The sequence below is a fragment of the Corynebacterium phocae genome (genome assembly GCF_008693075.1).
GTDB lineage: Bacteria > Actinomycetota > Actinomycetes > Mycobacteriales > Mycobacteriaceae > Corynebacterium > Corynebacterium phocae.
On the sequence record NZ_VXKJ01000053.1, the window covers coordinates 144,748 to 161,292 of the forward strand.

Genomic DNA, 16,545 nt, shown 5'->3' on the forward strand with positions numbered 1-16,545 from the left:
GTTAGTTCTCCAAACCGGTGATACGAACCTCTATGTGGGAATGTCCCATGGTAATGACGTCACCGTCAGCTAGTAGCCAATTCTCTATTGGGGTGTCGTTTACGGTGGTGCCGTTGGTGGATTGGAGATCAACCAACACGGCGTCGGAGCCATTCCACGTGATTTCCGCGTGGTGGCGGGACACTCCCGTGTCCGGCAGACGCAGGTCTGCGTCATTGGCGCGGCCAATTATATTTGATCCCTCATGAACCTGGTAGGTGCGGGAGGAGCCGTCCTGTAGAAGCAAGTTGACGCTGGGGCCACTGGTATCGTCCGGATTGGGGACGCGGTGCGCACGAAACGCCGTAGTGGCGGCCTCTGCGTGCACTTCCGGATTTTCGCCGTGGGGATTAGACATCTGGTTCTCCTGACCGGGTTCGTGAAAGATTGCGTCAAAACCGGATTCTTCTTCCGGCTGAGGTTCGATAAAAGAGGAAACGCGAAGTTGGCCTGTTCTCAAACCTGATTCCTCCGCTATGCGGACCACGACCGGTCCGGCCAACGCCCATCCCTTGTTGCGGATAAAACGTGACACCTGCCCGGATAGCTCTGCGGGCAGCTGCCGGTCCCTGGACAAGTTTTCGATGTCCTTGGACCCTACTGCCACGGTGAGGACGTTGGGCGCGTAAAGCCCTCCGTCATCTGCGCGAGCTAAGTTGTCCTGTGTTTCCTGTTTGAGGAGCTCCTCAATTTCCTCAGGGACTACCCGGCCACCGAAGACTCGAGCCATGGCATTGTCCATGCCGCGTTGCATGGACGAATCCAGCCTTGCGAGGGTTGCGAAAACGCCCATCCCATGACCTTCCCTTCAGTGTGCGAGTGTAAATGACCTATCCAGTATAGAGTCTTTGAAGTAAACAACATAGATCCGCGCCAAAAAGTTCCCGTTGCGCTGCGGATTTGCTGATTACCTAGGAAACCGTGGTATCTTAATTTAGTCGCTTTAAACCGACCGTTGCCTGCCCAGGTGGCGGAATTGGCAGACGCGCTGGCTTCAGGTGCCAGTGTTCGCAAGGACGTGCGGGTTCAAGTCCCGCCCTGGGCACAATTTAAAAACTCCCGGAACACCATCGAATGATGAGGTTCCGGGATTTTTCGTTTTCCTGGCCTTGGGCGGCAACCAGGGGGGCGCTCCGGCTAGCGCCCGCCGGTCGCCTGACTGCGGAGGTTCCGGTTTTCTCGAATGATAAAAGTAACGCCGCTGATAAGGAACACGGATATTGAAACCCCGATCAGGGAAAGGAATACTCCGATCCCTTCCTGAGAGGGAGGGCCAAAAGAGACGCCGGCGGTGAATGCGGTTGCAAAGCCGAATGCGAAGAAAAAGGCGATGAGCGGAATCCACATGAAGTGATTGGCGAATTTGAGTGTGATGAGGACGCTAAGGGCAATGACCGTGAGCCCGCATCCAATTACCTGCCATACCTCGTAGTAATTTGGGAACCCGAACTCTAAGGTCTGCACTAGTGACCGGTGCCTACTCCAGCTCAACCAAGCAATCGTGGAGAACATGCCCGCGACAAGTGACAGGGCGGTGCCGGAGAACAGGCGGGCTACTTGGTCCCGACCGGTTACCTTGAGCGTAATCAGAAAAAACGGAAGCCCGAAGATGACGGCGAAAAATCCCAAGAAAGCCATCCCTCCCAAGAAGGATGACAGCTGGAAGCCATCAAATTGCCGTGGGGTCTGGCTTGCTAATAACGATGTGGCGTGGAGGAGCATATTTTTCCTTTGTCTCACACCTTTTCAGTTGAAAAAGTTTTATGCAGGGTGGAGGCCAGTATACGCGCAAGAAAAAACTCAAGTATCTAATAAAGCACTCTAATTGTTTTTTGACCTGGGCTTTTCCGATCCGTCAACCGCGCATTGGACAGCGAATACTAGGCGGCCCTTTAATTCCTTGGGCTCACCTGGGCTCGTGTTTTCAGGGCAGGGACGCCATACCCCCGACTAGGCAGGGCAAACAAAAGCCGCTCCCGGAAGATAACTTCGGAGAGCGGCTGTGGCCTAGAGCCTAACGGCGCTGCTGGGACAGGAAAGCCCAGATTTCGTCGGCAGTGCTGGGCTTGTACCACCAGAGGTGGCCGCCCGGTACACGAATGTGTTCGGTGGGCTTGGAACAACCGTGGGCAATAACTTTGGTAGCGCCACCGGGCAGTGGGTGCTCGGTGCGGTGTGCTGAACAGTTGTTGCGGTGTGCGTAGCGCTCCATCATTTCGCGGCCACCGTAGTAGTGCAGCCCGTAGCGGAAACCACCGTTGTAGGCGTGCTGCTCATCACTCATGCCATGGACATTGATGAACGCGATGGAATTGTTTTGGCAACCAGCATCCACGGCGTCAAAGTAAGCACCGGAGACTGGTGCAACGCCCGCAAAAAGGTCTGAAGCATGGCAGCCCAGCACTGCGGCCATTCCGGAACCCGTTGACATACCGGTGGCGTAGATCCGACCACGGTCAATGTTGTAGGAGGCCTGGACGCGGTCAATAACCCTGCGGATGAAATCAATGTCCTGACCTGGTGCGGAGGTACCCGTGGGGTTTCCTTCCCAGGATTGATGCCAGGAGTCAGGGTAAACAATGATGGCGTCGCGGCCGATGGAGGACCACTTTAGGCGCGAGTAGTTCCGGAAATTCTCTGATGTGTCCTGATAGGCGGGGATTCCGACCATGACAGGGAAGGGACGTGCGGGGTCATATCCAGCTGGGACGTCGATAAGGAACCGGCGGGGGCCGTGGGGAGTATCAACCCAAAGGGCACCGAAGCCGCCGTTGGAAACTGGTTGTGGTTGGGTGGCAACCCAGGGACCTAGTTGAATGTTTCCAATAGAGGCTCCGGTTGAGGAACCTGGGATCTGGCGCTGCAGATCCGAAAGTCCCTTCTTAACCTGGTCAGCAATGGATTGCAGCTCAGGGGGTACGGAGGATTGCGCCTGGGCGCCTGCGGGGGCTGCGGTGGCTAGGAAACCGGTGGCCACAGCAGCAGCTACTAGCCGCGTGAATTTCTTAGAAGACATGCTTTTCCTTCTGGAGATTTTGGACACTGAGAGTTGTAAATGAGAAACAAGAAGTCTTTAGTAACCGGCTACGCCTTCAGCGCCACCGGGTAGCGGTGGGGCGTCTTGCGCTGGAGGAGCAGCAGGGGCTGCGGGGGCAGCAGGCGCAGCAGGCGCTGGAGCAGCCGGTTGTTGGGCGGGCTGAGCCGGTGCAGGAGCTGGGGCCTGTTGTTGCACGGGGGCCGGAGCTGGAGCCGGTGGCTCCACGGGGGCCGGCGCCTCCTGCTGTGGCGCTCCTACTGGCGCGGGTTGTTCTTCGACCGCCGGTTCGGTGGATACCGTTGGTTCTTCGTGCTCTTGCTTGTCTTTGGCTGGAGCGGAAGATTCCGTGGTGGTAGCTACGGCACTTGAGCTCACCGTGGTCGTGGTGGCTTCCTCAACATCATCACTGTCGCCGCAAGATACGAGTGCGGTTCCAGCGACTACGCTGACCGCAACGGTGGCTAGACTCCGGCGTAGGAAGGTGGGGCTGAACATTTTTCTGACCTCTTTAGGTTAAAAACAGTTGACCCTTTTAAACTATCAGCTTTTATCTTATGTTACCAGTGTTGACAGAAGTTGCTTAAAGTTATGGAAGTTACCGCCTTTTACTCCCTGGAGAGGGAAGACTGGGCGTTCACGGCGCACGGCGGAAAGCAACCGGGGTGACCCGGGAATGACGGGAAACCCCAGTGCTACGCGCAATGCAAAAACTATTAGATTGTGCCTGAATGGTGGAATCTAGCGCGAAGAACCAGCCATCTGCAAAATGGAAGAGATATCCGGAATGCGGATGGTGTAGCCTGCGACGACTATATCCATGGTTGGCTGGCCGGGCTGGACGAATACTGGGATAACCATTCCTGCGGGGGCCGGAGCTGGTGCGGGTGCTGGGCGGCCGGGAGCTGGTGCCGGTGCTTGATTGGCGGGCCGGTGGTTTCCAGATCCGTTCAGATTACAACGGGCAATTGCCTCATCCGCGCGAGCGATAGCGCCACGAATTTCCCCGCCACGCGGGTGGAATCCAGCAACAGCAAGCGCCTGGTTTTTCTTGGCATTGTAATCGCCGGGATTGGTGTAATACTTGGCGGCCTGGGCGCACGAAATTTGTCCGGCGGGGACTTTTGCTAGGTAATCATCAATAGCGTCAGCGGAGGCGGTGGCAGGTATGGAGAGCAAGGTGGCTCCAACAAGAGTTGCTAGTGCAAGATTTTTCATGGCCCCATTGTGTCACGTTTGTGACTGAAGTGAAAGGAGTTGCGATGGCATTTTCCCTCCAGGGGCTTTTGATACTGATCTTTAAAAGGATTCATAAAAAATGAGTAGCGAAGTTGAAGCGGCAAGGGTCATTGTTGAGAAACCGGGAAAACACCAGCGCATACCGCTTTATAAGTGCTTGGAAGGCCGTTTGGAATGTATTCACTTTTGGATGTAATCTTAATCGGATTTTTCCGTACGGCCCGACGCTTTCCTCATTGCTCTGGGACCGGCTCAATTTCCAAATCTTCCGAAAGGAATCACCTTGAAAAAGTTTACTTCCGCACTTGCATTGTGCCTTGGGCTGTCCGTTGCAGCACCCGGTTTGGTTCCTGTTACCGCCGCCGCGCAGACTCCCTCCATGCCAATCCGCAAGCACCCCGAGTGTGGGGAGGGCAAAGGCCTAATTGGAAAGGTAACTGCCTCAGCTACTCGTAACGGCGTAGATGTTCCGGCCGGAGAGCCTTTCCAAGTGGGCGACCAAGTGGTCTACCTCCTTGAATTCACCAACCTCGAAGATGAAGAAATCTATCTCATTGCCGATCTTTATATTGACGGTAAGGAAGACTCGTACTGGGCAGGCAATTTTCCCCCGAACGTCTCCGCTTCAGAGAAGTACATTTTTAATGCAAAAGAAACAAAATCTATTGCTATCAAAGGGGTAGGCCAAGATTCCACCCCGTTTGTGGTTTCTGAGCAGGATTTGCAAGCAGGTTTTATCCACCACACCTTCGAACTTGCTGCTTCAGTGTCACCTTCCGCCGTCCCGTATTGCTCCGCGCAAGTGGAGAGCACCCACAAGGTCGCCGCTCCCCCAAATGAGCCCGAAAAGCCGGAGGTGCCAGAAGCCCCGGTACCGGTACCCCCAAAGGCACCGATGAATCCAGAAAAGCCTTCTACACCGGGTAATGCTGAGAAGCCTGCCGATAAGCCGATGGTTAAGCCTTCTGCACCGGGCAAAGCTGATAGGCCCGGCAAGACTGAGAAGCCTGCTGATAAGCCGGGCAAAACTGAGAAGCCTGCTGATAGGCCCGGCAAGACTGAGAAGCCTGCTGATAAGCCGGGCAAGACTGAGAAGCCCGCCGATAAACCGATGGATAAGCCTTCTGCACCAAGCAAGGCTGAGAAACCGGGTTCGGAAACCCCTGTAGCGGCCATTGTTGGCGGCGTGCTGGGGGGCCTTGCGCTTATTGGTGCGCTTGTTGCTGCCGTATTCTCCGGAGCATTAAACGCTTTCCTTCCAGGCCCACTGCGCAACCTATTGGCTGCGTTCCTGTAGAAGACGTAATCTGCCCCGGCCAAACTGGCCGGGGCATTTTGACGTAGAGGATGGATAAGAGCCCGGATGGTTGCCGGAATCAGAGCTCACAGGGTTGCTGTGGCTGCTGCTTGCCTTTCGATAGTAGAAATAATTCCACTCCACTGAAGTGGGCTGAGTTTTGTTACTGTTGGATAAATGGGAAAATGTAGGTTATGCCAAAGAAATTTGATCAGCAGTTTAAGGATCGGGCGGTTCGTCTGATTGAGGACCGGATCCTGTCCGAGGGTGAGTCTGTTGCGGATGCGTGCAAGACGGTGGCCCCTAGGTTGAACATATCGTGGCATACTGCCAGGATGTGGGTTCAGCAGGCCCGGCGTGATGGTTCAGTCCAGCGTGCTGAGGAAGACGTGATTGAAGAAAATATGCGGCTTCGCCGTGAGAATCAGCAGCTGCGTGATACTAATGAGCTGCTGAAACTAGCGTCGGCTTTTTTCGCGTCGGAACTCGACCCGCAACGTCGGAAATGATTCGGTTCATTGACACCTACCGTGATCAGTTCTGTGTCGAGTTCATCTGCAAGACGTTGAATGACCACCGTGAGGGCGGTTTTATTACCCCGCGTGGCTACCGGATGCACAAGTCGCGGGGGCCTAGTGCCCGGGCTGTGCAGGATAAGGCCATCATTGAAGTGATGCTCAGGATCCATAAGGAAAATTATGGTGTCTACGGGTACCGCACAATGCATCATGCGCTGCGCCGCGAAGGGATTGATATCGGCCGTGATCGCACTGCACGTCTGATGCGGCTAGCTGGCATTAGTGGCAAAGGCTCATCACCAACAACTCACACGGCCTGCCCGCAGGGAGGATACCCGACTGGACCTGGTTAACCGCGAGTTCACAGCGGACGCACCCAATCGTTTGCAGGCGCTCAAGCAGGCTCTTGCCAATGCTGATGATACTTCGCAGCTTGTGCACCACGCTGACCACGGTAGTCAGTATGTCAGCGTGGTGTACGAAAGATACGCTGGCTAAGCATGGAGTTCTTTCTTCCACTCCGGCGGTGGGAGATTCCTATGACAATGCGATGGCCGAAAATGTCAACGGGGGTTACAAAAATGAAGCTATTAATGATAAGGAATGGGAGGATGAATTTGAGGTAGAGATTGCAACGCCCCAGTGGGCGTCATGGTGGAATGAAACTCGCCTTCATCAGGCGCTAGGCTACCGCACTCCACTGGAAGTTGAGGCCGAATATTGCAGCCAGAATCAGCTTACTGAAATAATGGAAACCAGGGTAAATTGTTAGGAACAAACTAAAGGCCACTTCAGGACAGCCAAACACCACACCAAACAAAACTTCACCAGCATCCAACGCACAAGAGGCCGCCGAAGCGCTAAAGCAAGACAATTAAACCGAGACGAACAACTAAGAACGGCACTCAAATGAGCACACGCCCACCACTAAGGCTGGCAAAAAGAAACGGAATCACCGCCAGAGAACTCGCAGAACGTGCTGGCAGAAGCGTTAGAACAGCACAACGTTGGACAAGCGAACCAAGAGAAGAATTCTTAGCTGAAGCAGAAAAAAGAAAAACGCGTTTTAGAGTTACGCTCAAAAGGCATGAGTATCAGAGCCATCGCTGAGCAAACCGGCTACTCAGTAGGAACTGTTCATCGTTATGCAAAAGCACTCAGTGGCACCGGAGTATAAGAATTTCTGAATTCGCCGAACCCAATCAACCGAGAAAATCTGGTAAGAGAGGATTAAAAAATGAAGATAGAGAAAAAACTTGAAGGTGTTATAGCGACTCCTGATGATGATTTCTCTGGTGAGCTGCGTAAACCTGACTACTGCGTATTCTTCTGGAATCGTCAAACGGAAAAAACTTTTTCAGTAGAAGAAAAGTGCAGAATTTTTGACGCAGAGGACGTTTTAGAAGTCATAGAGTGGGCAAAAGAGAATTCTTCCGGATTCGAAGGATTCTCCGTACTGTTCCCATCAAAATTTTTCACCGATGCAGGTGAAGAGATTGAAAAAATGTACATCCTATACGGGGGATATCCTGAAGGCTTCGAGGTTTCTTCAGAACCAGATTTTGAATGGACCATGAAACAGGTTTCTAGCACCTGAATGCGTGGCTCTTTTCAAATTTCTGTGAACCAGTTACTGGGCGAAAACCAGCAGGAGAACTCCAGGTAAGGCTTACCTTGGAAGTGTACCGATGGTACCTGTATATGGTCTCCTAGAAGTGATCCAGATTGGCGCGAAAATTGATCCACTTTGTGGGTCAGTTTTTGAGCTGGTTTGGCTGCGGTGTGATGGTTCAGTCCAGCGTGCTGAGGAAGACGTGGTTGAAGAAAATTTGCGGCTTCGTCGTGAGAATCAGCAGCTGCGTGATACTAATGAGCTGCTGAAACTAGCGTCAGCTTTTTTCGCGTCGGAACTCGACCCGCAACGTCGGAAATGATTCGGTTCATTGACACCTACCGTGATCAGTTCTGTGTCGAGTTCATCTGTAAGACGTTGAATGACCACCGTGAGGGCGGTTTTATTACCCCGCGTGGCTACCGGATGCACAAGTCACGGGGGCCTAGTGCCCGGGCTGTGCAGGATAAGGCCATCATTGAAGTGATGCTCAGGATCCATAAGGAAAATTATGGTGTCTACGGGTACCGCACAATGTATCATGCGCTGCGCCGCGAAGGAATTGATATCGGCCGTGATCGCACTGCACGTCTGATGCGGCTAGCTGGCATTAGTGGCAAAGGCAAAGGCTCATCACCTAAAACTACACGGCCTGCCCGCAGGGAGGATACCCGTCTGGACCTGGTTAACCGCGAGTTCACAGCGGACGCACCCAATCGTTTGTGGGTGGGGAGACATTACCTACGTGGGAACTAAGAAAGGGTTTGCGTACACGGCTTTTGTTGTGGATGTTTTCTCCCGCAAGATTGTCGGATGGGCCACGTCAAAGACGATGAGCACCGAGCAGTTGCCGTTGCAGGCGCTCAAGCAGGCTCTTGCCAATGCGATGGCCGAAAAATGTCAACGGGGGTTACAAAAATGAAGCTATTAATGATAAGGAATGGGAGGATGAATTTGAGGTAGAGATTGCAACGCCCCAGTGGGTGTCATGGTGGAATGAAACTCGCCTTCATGAGGCACTGGGCTACCGCACTCCACTGGAAGTTGAGGCCGGATATTGCAGCCAAAACCAGCTTCCTGAAATAATGGAAACCAGGGTAAATTGCTAGGAACAAAAACAAAGGCCACTTGAGGGTGCTATTTTTAACTTGGTCTAATACTAAATAGCACTCTCCTAAGCAAGCAGGTTCATCATGGCATATCGGCGCAATCTTTCTTGGCTCACCGCTTTAACGCTTTCACTATCAATTCCGGTGGTTGCACACGCAAATCCACACCCAGAGGTTCTCATCACCGAGGTAAGCACAGGTTTTGGCCCGGGCAGTGAGGTCAACGTTCGGTACATGGAGGTACTTAACACCACCGCCCAGGTTATTGATCTACGGAACTGGGAGGTAGCGTTCGAGGACGCTGATGGTAACAAAATAGACGGCGCGGTTGAGGCCTTTGGTCACTATTTCACCGTGCAGCCGGGGGAGCGCAGCTACTACATGTTGGGTGATGACCCTGTGGATCCGAACGCTGGCAAGAACGCGTGGGGTGACTACCTGAAGGAAAAGGGTGTGTCTTTTGCTACGTTGGCCAGGATGGAATACCCCGCCGGCGCGGCCCGGGTTTCGCTTTATGACACATCAGGTACGCGAGTGGATTCCCTGGAACTTGGCACCATCCCGCCGCGCCGGGCGTTGTCCACGCAGCGCTGCGATGACGCCCGTGAGGGGACATTCGTAGCCCCGCAGACCTTGGGAGGACCTTCGGACTGTAACGCCATCCCACAGCAGGCAGGGGTCTACGTTCCGAGGACTAAGGCGGAGTTGGAGGCGAAGGAAGGGGACTTGCAACCTCAAGCCAGTGAGGTTATTGCTAACCCGCAGGAGCTTCCAGCTAGAACTAAATTCACCTGGAAGGCTGATCCCGTATTCACAGCACCGCAGTCACAGGGAGTGGTTCTGGTCACCTATCCTGATAAGTCGACGGAGGATGTCACAGCGTACTTTGCGGTGAGGCCCGCCAACCAGAGCGAGGCGGACCATTACAACCCCTTCGGTCAGGATTTCACCTTTTACAAAGGTTCAGAGCTCCCGGACGCAAAGGCTTTCGTGCTTAACTCAGGTTCCTTGCCAGCTGCAACCACCTATTCATGGGTAGAAGATCCCCAGATGGATCAGTTGGGTGCACGGCGCTATACCGTGCAGGTTACCTACCCGGATAAGTCTCAAGACCGGGTAGAAGTGGAGCTCACGGTCATTGATAAGCCAGCTGCTCCTATCAGTGACAGCCGTGATCCGCAGCCGGTTGAGCCAATCAAGGTCCAAGTAGGGTCACAGATTCCCGACGCGCAAGAAGTAGTGAAAAACTTCGGTGATCTAGATGATGTCTACGAGGCTAAATGGCTTCCCGCCCCAAACTTGACCACCCCGGGGACGGAGAATGCCAAGGTCATGGTGACCTACGTCGATGAGCAGGGTCAGGTGGACTCCTACGATATTGTTTCTGTGAGTTTCTTGGTGCGCGAAACCCTGGTCGATGACAACACTGTCTACGCACCGGAGGCCAAGGAGGGGTTTGCGGTATACCGCGGGGACACCGCTCCTGATCCCTCATCGGTGATATCCAATCCTGGCGTTTTGCCCGGTGATGTCACTTACCGGTGGGTAGTTCAGCCGGACATGGGAACTGTTGGAACGCAGGCCTTACAGGTGGTGGTGACCTACGCTGATGGCTCCGTTGATGAGGTACCAGTGACTTTGACTGTTAAACCAGTGCCTATGAACCGCACCCACAGTCCGCGGGCCAAGCAGCTTACGGTGGTTGAAGGCGCCACGGTCAACCCGGCACAGTTGGTTGAACTTGACCAGCCAGCCACCGGGGTGACATACACGTGGCTGGTGGCCCCCGACACTGCCACAGTGGGTAAGAGCGTAGCTGAGGTCAAGGTTACCTATAGTGATGGTTCTTTCGACGAAGTAAGCGCAACCGTAGTGATAGAGCCCGCGCCAGCTCCAGATCCTGCACCCGCGCCAGCTCCAGATCCTGCACCCGCGCCAGCTCCAGATCCTGCACCCGCGCCAGCTCCAGATCCTGAGCCTACACCCGCGCCAGCTCCGGAAGAACCTGGTAAGCAGGGTAGTCCCGCCCCAAGTCAGTCCACCAGCAGTGTGGACACTGGCACCATTGTTGGAATTGTTTTAGGCATTCTCTCGTTGCTCGGATTAGGTGGCCTGGGATGGTGGCTCACGCACACACCACAGGCGCGTGCCGTGATTGGTCACCTGTTCTAGGATTATCTAACTATTTCGTTTTCGCTCTAACCAATTGAAAGTGGGTAAGCCCCGGTGGCTACAGGACGTCTCCCTTTTGTCGTTTCTCTTCTGGTGGCATCGGCGGTGACGTCTGGGCATGTTGTGGTTGCGCACGCCGCACCGGCGCGCAGCGACATAGCCAACGTGGCAGTGGTGGTCCGCTTTGCCGGCCAAACACAAGGAGAAGGCCCCACCGGTCTGAACAAACCCCACTTGAGCAACCCGCAGTACACCTACTGGGACGCATTCAAAGAACGTTTTACTTCCTCCGGGACTCCGTACTTTGCCAACTATGTGTCCTTGGATGAGTATGTGGACCTAGTCAGTTACAACCAGCTGCGCGTACACAACTTTTTCCCTGAAGAAGATGGCGGCCGGGTCAACTACATCACCCTGCCCCACAGCTTTGAGTACTACGCACAACGCGGTGACGTGACCACCGTGGCGCGGGATACCGTTAAAGCCCTGGCAGCTAACCTCAACAAGCAGCAGTGGGACATGAACAACGACGGCCGCGTGGACAACCTCACGGTGGTCATGCACCTGCCGGATGGTGCCCCGAAAGCCCCGCGTCTTACTACCTCTAAACATGTGCTGTGGCAGGAGGGGCCGGTGGATGGGTTGGACCTAGAGCGCTTCAATATCCACGCTATGACCATGGACAACACCGGGATTTCATTGGGTAGTAGCCCGGGCGTAGTGCAGCACGAGTTCATGCACACCCTGGGCATTTGGGATTTGTACCGCTTTGAAGATGAAAATATTGGTGGAAGTCCCGTGGGGTTTTGGGACATTATGAGCAAAGCCGGGTTGTTCTACCCGCTCGCACAACACCGTCAAGACTTAGGGTTCCTCGAGATTCCCGCGGTCCAGCCCACTCCAGAAGGCATTGAAGTGGAGCTTGCCACTCCGGATAGTGGCCCAGAAAGCGGAAGACCTTACGCCGTACGGGTTAGTTCACCCTTTTCTGAAACAGAGTCCTTTGTTATTGAATACCGCCCCAATGACCGCAGGAAGGTTCTTGATAAATTCCCCGGCAACAACGGGGGCGTGATCATCTACCGGGTGAACCAAGTTCCGGGGGAGGACAAGCCTTCTAACCTGCTCAAGGGGCCCAATGGTCAGCCACTTGATTACCTCTATGTGTTCCGGCCAGGCCAAGACACCGTGGTATCTGCTACGAACCCCCAGGACGCCGACCTCCACCAAGGGGATAGCTACGGCAGCTTGAACATGGCAGACACCATTGCACAGAACGCGATTGTGGATTCCCATAACCGGAACTCCGGTATTCAGGTGACTGTGGAAGAAGCCACCAAGGAAGGCGCGCGCGTAACAATCAAGCAGACCAGTGCCGCTGATCTGGACTTCTGGGAAAAGGTAGCGGGTTCTGGCGTTGATCCAGTCAATCATGACAACGGCGCTTTACTTAGCCTGGGCAACAAGGTGTACCGGGCTGTTCGGACCAGCCGGGGTATTAGCGTGGACGTGCAAGAGGGCGGGGAGGTAACCCCGGTCGGATCCATTGCCTCCGGTACTTCCTATGCGCCCACGCTTTTTGCGCGCGAGGGCCAGGCTTATGTGGCATTCGGTGATAATCAGGGGAGGGTGAATATAGCCCGCATTGGTCAGGCGGCCGTGACGCAGGTGCGCTCCGTGGAAACGGGGCTTGGTTATGAACCCAAAGTCTTTGCTGGTTCAGGCCCCAACGCCGGAGTGGTGGTTGATACCGGAACCGTTTTGAAATTTGTGGGGCCACAGGAAGGGCAGGATCTTCCGGATCTGCGTCCGGGCGGCAATACGGTTGTGGATGTTGCATGGAACGGGGACAGCGCGGTGTTGTCCACCTTCGATCCCCAAAAGACCTTTGAGTACCGCCTGGAGGGTGGTTCGTGGCGGCAGGTCTCCAGCGCGGATTCGATGTACCGTCTGGTTCATTCCGTCAATCTCCGGGACAAGCAGCTGACCTTGTTGTCTACTGGCAACGACGAGCCTTTGCGGCTTCGTTACGAAGGCCAGGAGGTGACTACTAACCTGCCAGCTTTTGCTGCCGATGATCTGGTCGCCGTGGGCGACAATGTCTACGCCCTGCTACACCACCAGAACACGGGGTTGCTGAAGGTCTACAAGGCCAGCGTTTCTGACCTGGGAACATGGACCCAGGTGGGGGAGGATGTGGCAAATACACAGGTCCAGGCGCAGCTTTCCGTTGTTGGGGGCGTAGCCCACGTCCTGGTTCGTGGTGAGCAGGTGGTGACCTTCACCAACCGGGTGGAACAGCCACAACTGGCCCAAGAGCAAGAGCCAGCCATCAAGCAGGTGAAGCCCCATCCCGTGCCCGCCTTAGCCGAAGTTCCCTCCGCGCGGTCTTTTGTCACTAATGCTGACGCACTTCCAGACGGCACGGAATTTTACTGGGAGCCAGAGCTTTCCTTTGCCACCCCGGGCACTAAGCGGGTTGAGCTGGTCACCCGCTACGGGGATGGCAGTAAGGACCGCAGCGCCCTTACCTTTAACGTCAGCGCGCACGCGGATTTCTATGCGCCTACCGCTACTGCCACCCCGCGTTCCGTCACTTTCGGGGATCCCGTCCCCGCGCCTGCCCAGTTTGCTGAGGGGGTTCCTGCCGGTGCCACCCTTACCTGGGCCGCGGAGCCGTCTACCTCCCAGCTAGGGCGGCAGACGGGATCTGTACAGGTAACCTACGCCGACGGAACTTCTGAAAGGCTTGAGGTACACCTTTTTGTCAGTGAGCTAGCCGCAGTACATCAACCCAAGTTTGTTGCCTCCGCTTCTGCCGTGGCCCTAGACAGTGCCCCTGACGCGCGGGAGTTTGTGAGTAACCTCGGTTCTCTTCCCGGCGGAACAGGCGTTTCTTGGGAGGATGAGCCGGTACTGGCTACCCCAGGGCGTAAAACCGCAAAAGTAGTGGTCAGTTATCCGGATGGCAGTAAAGACCAGGCTACTGTGACCTTTGAAGTCGCCTCCCACGCGGAGACTTTTGCGCCAGTGGTCAAGCAAGTGCCGCCTGTTATGCAGGGCCAGGAAGCTCCGCCGGCCGACTCCTTTGTGGAGTTTCCGGAAGAGCCCACGCACAAGGCGGAAATCAAGTGGCGTGACCAGCCTTCAACTGCCACGCCTGGCGTGCGCTCCGGTGCCGTTATCATCCGTTACGCGGATGGTTCGAGCCAGCAAGTAAAGGTGGAGTTCCACGTGAAACCCTCCGCTCCGGAGGTGCCCGCCCCGGAGGAACCTCAAGCTCCTGAGCCTATAGCCTTCGTGCCACAGCCTCGGTCGCAGGAAGTGGCGCGTGGAGCCGCGCTGCCCAAAGCCCGCCTGATGTTGAGTAATGCAGATCAGCTGCCGGCCGGGGCAACGGTGTCCTGGAAGACTGTCCCAGACCTGAACACGGCCGGCGAACAGGCGGGCAGCGTTGTAGTTTCCCTCCACGGGAAGGACATTAAGGACATTGTGGTCCCGGTTGTGGTGCACGTTGCCGCAGCCGGGGAACAACCACCGGCAGGCCAGCCTGATGAGGGACAGCCGCAGCCATCTCCTGCCCCGGAGCCTGAGCCATCTCCTGCCCCAGATCCTGATCCGGTGCCCGCTCCGGAGCCTGAGCCATCTCCTGCCCCGCAGCCAGACCCGGATCCTGATCCGGTGCCCGCTCCGGAGCCTGAGCCATCTCCTGCCCCGCAGCCAGATCCGGCACCTGGCCGGGTTCCCGATCCGCAGGCGGAAGACTCTTCCAGTACCGGGTCGATTGTGGGCGCTATCGTTGGCTTGCTCGCGCTTCTGGGGCTTGGTGGCCTAGGTTTTTGGCTAACGCAGACGCCACAGGGACGCGCGCTGTTGCGCTTCTAGCTCTGGTATTGTTCTGGGCACTATGGTTGGAAAAGCGGTAATAACGAATGACGAAATGAAAGGTGAAGGCCCGCAGAGTCGCAGTCTTTGGCAGAAGATTTTTGTCGCAGCTTCAATGGTGGCTGTAGTTATTACGCCTTCCCTGAGCGGGCTGGACGGCTGGGCCGTGGTGGCGTTGATCCTTGCCATGTCCTTCCTCTTAGGCCTAATTGACGGCAGGATCCACCGGTCCACGTGGAGTTTCCCGCTGCTTATTGGCTTGGCATTTAGCTTTGCAACCCGGAACTTCTTTAACGCCGGTGCGTGGATTTACGTCATCCCGGTGGTCGCGCTGGTGGCTGTTGGCTCGCGTTTGGGGGCGCGTTTGGGTGCGGCTGAGGGGCCGCGCGCGGATGTGCGTGAGCGCGGAGGTTCGCGATTGGGGGAGGGGGTTTAAATGGAAAAGTGGACGCTTTTACACCCTGAAACCGGCCTTATTGAGGTTGAGCGCGGTTATGACGCAGAGTTCGCGGACCTGGACCCCTCTTGGCCCCACGAGCCCAAGCCTTTCGAGGACGTGCCTGTAGACGCCGGGCTGGCACAGCGGGTGCGTGGGAAGTGGGAAGTGGGAAAATCCCTCGCCGCGCCTGCGGGTTAGTGTCAACGGCAAGGTAGTCGGGCGGCTGGACAGGTTACATTCCGGAAGGGTGGGCCTAACAGCGGATAAGACGGGTGAGCTGCCCCTCGTGGGTGGAGCCGGCCGCAACAAACCCCACCTGGATATCCTGGTCAGCGCGTTCGGTGATCTGCTAATGGTTAGCTACCGCAATGGCAAGGAGTTCGTGGAGTTTGACCCGCCCCCAGGCACGCGTGGCCACAAGCGTTATCAGGCTATGCAGTCCTCTAGCTTCAAGCGGGTGACCTTCCCTATATTGGCGGGTGTTAGTAAGGCTAGCTGGGCCATCCTGGTGTTCGTAGTCGGACCGCTGGTGGCCAAGTTTTTAGCGTGGTTGGCGCAGTTCCTGCCGGAGATAAACTGGCCGCAGATTCCATGGCCGGACCTGCCGGACCTGCCTGATTTTCCGCAGTTGCGCCACGTTACGGTCCCGGTTCCGCATGTGGATATCCCGTGGCCAGATTTACCTGATATCAACCTCCCGGAGCTGCCCGAGTGGTTGGTATTGATGATCGATTACCGCAAGATGTGGGTGCCAATTGTGTTGGGCATAATCTTTGGCATCATGGCGGTGCGCAACCACCGCCGCTCAGAAAGGCAGCGGGCTAGCTGGGCCGAAAGCCAGCGCTCAGTGGCGCCAGCGCAACGTGAGGAGCGCTGTGATCCACCCAAGCGTATTCCACGATCTCATTCCCAAGAGCGGGAATGACGGGCCTAGGGTAGGCAAACATGTCCGCCACCACGGTGTAGCCGGGCTCGTTGGCGGCCGGTGCGCGGCGCTGGCCCAGGGGTATGAGGTCTACTTCGCGGGCATGGACGCCAATTTCCTCAGCTATTTCCCGCACTGCGGTCTGCGCGGGTGTCTCACCCGGCTCGGGTTTGCCGCCGGGGAACATGAAGCTGGCGGTCCCGCGCTTGCGCACGCCCAGGTGGCGGCCCGCATGGTCGGTGAAGACAACGGCGCTGACGTGAACTTCTTTCATGC

General features: G+C 55.9%; 20 protein-coding genes and 1 tRNA gene. 15 read left to right on the top strand and 6 right to left on the bottom strand.

Annotation, left to right across the window (positions count from 1 at the left end; genetic code table 11):
* Position 1: 1 nt before the first annotated feature.
* Entirely contained in the window at positions 2 to 832 is an 831-nt protein-coding gene (locus tag F4V58_RS12030; RefSeq protein WP_075732189.1) for an FHA domain-containing protein, read from the bottom strand.
* 168 nt (positions 833 to 1,000) lie between these two features.
* Between F4V58_RS12030 and F4V58_RS12035 the strand changes: the two genes are divergently transcribed.
* Positions 1,001 to 1,084 (top strand) — tRNA-Leu (locus F4V58_RS12035).
* 92 nt (positions 1,085 to 1,176) lie between these two features.
* On the opposite strand, the gene F4V58_RS12040 is transcribed toward F4V58_RS12035, so the two are convergent.
* The 4 genes from F4V58_RS12040 to F4V58_RS12055 all read right to left on the bottom strand — a co-directional run bounded on the left by F4V58_RS12040 (position 1,177) and on the right by F4V58_RS12055 (position 4,291).
* Positions 1,177 to 1,761 (bottom strand): hypothetical protein, encoded by a 585-nt coding sequence (locus F4V58_RS12040; protein WP_075732191.1) that lies wholly within the window; start codon positions 1,759 to 1,761, stop codon positions 1,177 to 1,179.
* Between the two features lie 292 nt (positions 1,762 to 2,053).
* Complete coding sequence (locus F4V58_RS12045) at positions 2,054 to 3,055, bottom strand: CE1 family esterase (protein ID WP_084559599.1); 1,002 nt, start codon at positions 3,053 to 3,055, stop codon at positions 2,054 to 2,056.
* Between the two features lie 57 nt (positions 3,056 to 3,112).
* Complete coding sequence (locus F4V58_RS12050) at positions 3,113 to 3,571, bottom strand: hypothetical protein (RefSeq protein ID WP_075732193.1); 459 nt, start codon at positions 3,569 to 3,571, stop codon at positions 3,113 to 3,115.
* Between the two features lie 243 nt (positions 3,572 to 3,814).
* Positions 3,815 to 4,291 (bottom strand): hypothetical protein, encoded by a 477-nt coding sequence (locus F4V58_RS12055; RefSeq protein ID WP_075732195.1) that lies wholly within the window; start codon positions 4,289 to 4,291, stop codon positions 3,815 to 3,817.
* Positions 4,292 to 4,595: 304 nt separating this feature from the next.
* On the opposite strand from F4V58_RS12055, the gene F4V58_RS12060 reads away from it, so the two are divergent.
* From F4V58_RS12060 to F4V58_RS12120, 14 genes are all read left to right on the top strand, one after another.
* On the top strand, positions 4,596 to 5,609 hold the full coding sequence (locus F4V58_RS12060) for a hypothetical protein (protein ID WP_075732197.1): 1,014 nt from the start codon (positions 4,596 to 4,598) through the stop codon (positions 5,607 to 5,609).
* A 194-nt stretch (positions 5,610 to 5,803) separates the two neighbouring features.
* Entirely contained in the window at positions 5,804 to 6,118 is a 315-nt protein-coding gene (locus tag F4V58_RS12915; RefSeq protein WP_075732199.1) for a transposase, read from the top strand.
* A gap of 104 nt (positions 6,119 to 6,222) precedes the next feature.
* Entirely contained in the window at positions 6,223 to 6,480 is a 258-nt protein-coding gene (locus F4V58_RS13110; protein ID WP_428840531.1) for an IS3 family transposase, read from the top strand.
* Positions 6,481 to 6,539: 59 nt separating this feature from the next.
* The gene (locus tag F4V58_RS12075) at positions 6,540 to 6,899 is read left to right on the top strand and encodes an integrase core domain-containing protein (protein WP_084559600.1); all 360 of its coding nucleotides are present in this window, start codon (positions 6,540 to 6,542) and stop codon (positions 6,897 to 6,899) included.
* Positions 6,900 to 7,166: 267 nt separating this feature from the next.
* The gene (locus F4V58_RS13115) at positions 7,167 to 7,304 is read left to right on the top strand and encodes a helix-turn-helix domain-containing protein (protein WP_150385831.1); all 138 of its coding nucleotides are present in this window, start codon (positions 7,167 to 7,169) and stop codon (positions 7,302 to 7,304) included.
* A 60-nt stretch (positions 7,305 to 7,364) separates the two neighbouring features.
* Positions 7,365 to 7,724 (top strand): hypothetical protein, encoded by a 360-nt coding sequence (locus tag F4V58_RS12085; protein WP_075732203.1) that lies wholly within the window; start codon positions 7,365 to 7,367, stop codon positions 7,722 to 7,724.
* 333 nt (positions 7,725 to 8,057) lie between these two features.
* Positions 8,058 to 8,495, top strand: a complete 438-nt coding sequence (locus F4V58_RS12090) for an IS3 family transposase (protein WP_084559602.1) — start codon at positions 8,058 to 8,060, stop codon at positions 8,493 to 8,495.
* Complete coding sequence (locus F4V58_RS12625; RefSeq protein WP_084559603.1) at positions 8,485 to 8,661, top strand: DDE-type integrase/transposase/recombinase; 177 nt, start codon at positions 8,485 to 8,487, stop codon at positions 8,659 to 8,661. The genes F4V58_RS12090 and F4V58_RS12625 overlap by 11 nt, the downstream gene beginning before the upstream one ends.
* Positions 8,621 to 8,848 carry an integrase core domain-containing protein gene (locus tag F4V58_RS13120; RefSeq protein WP_084559604.1) on the top strand — a complete coding sequence of 76 codons (228 nt, stop codon included), beginning with the start codon at positions 8,621 to 8,623 and terminating at the stop codon, positions 8,846 to 8,848. Before F4V58_RS12625 ends, F4V58_RS13120 begins: the two co-directional genes overlap by 41 nt.
* Positions 8,849 to 8,932: 84 nt before the next feature.
* A complete protein-coding gene (locus F4V58_RS12105) occupies positions 8,933 to 11,020 on the top strand; it encodes a Rib/alpha-like domain-containing protein (protein ID WP_084559605.1) in 2,088 nt (695 codons plus the stop codon).
* Positions 11,021 to 11,074: 54 nt separating this feature from the next.
* On the top strand, positions 11,075 to 14,905 hold the full coding sequence (locus F4V58_RS12110) for a Rib/alpha-like domain-containing protein (protein WP_150385824.1): 3,831 nt from the start codon (positions 11,075 to 11,077) through the stop codon (positions 14,903 to 14,905).
* A gap of 55 nt (positions 14,906 to 14,960) precedes the next feature.
* On the top strand, positions 14,961 to 15,341 hold the full coding sequence (locus tag F4V58_RS12115) for a hypothetical protein (protein ID WP_075732207.1): 381 nt from the start codon (positions 14,961 to 14,963) through the stop codon (positions 15,339 to 15,341).
* Positions 15,342 to 15,542 carry a hypothetical protein gene (locus F4V58_RS12755; RefSeq protein WP_075732209.1) on the top strand — a complete coding sequence of 67 codons (201 nt, stop codon included), beginning with the start codon at positions 15,342 to 15,344 and terminating at the stop codon, positions 15,540 to 15,542.
* Positions 15,543 to 15,591: 49 nt separating this feature from the next.
* Complete coding sequence (locus F4V58_RS12120; protein ID WP_075732211.1) at positions 15,592 to 16,269, top strand: hypothetical protein; 678 nt, start codon at positions 15,592 to 15,594, stop codon at positions 16,267 to 16,269.
* Here the strand turns inward: F4V58_RS12120 and F4V58_RS12125 are convergent.
* Positions 16,166 to 16,543: an NUDIX hydrolase gene (locus F4V58_RS12125; protein WP_075732213.1), complete on the bottom strand. Its 378-nt coding sequence runs from the start codon at positions 16,541 to 16,543 to the stop codon at positions 16,166 to 16,168. The genes F4V58_RS12120 and F4V58_RS12125 overlap by 104 nt on opposite strands.
* Positions 16,544 to 16,545 lie beyond the last annotated feature (2 nt).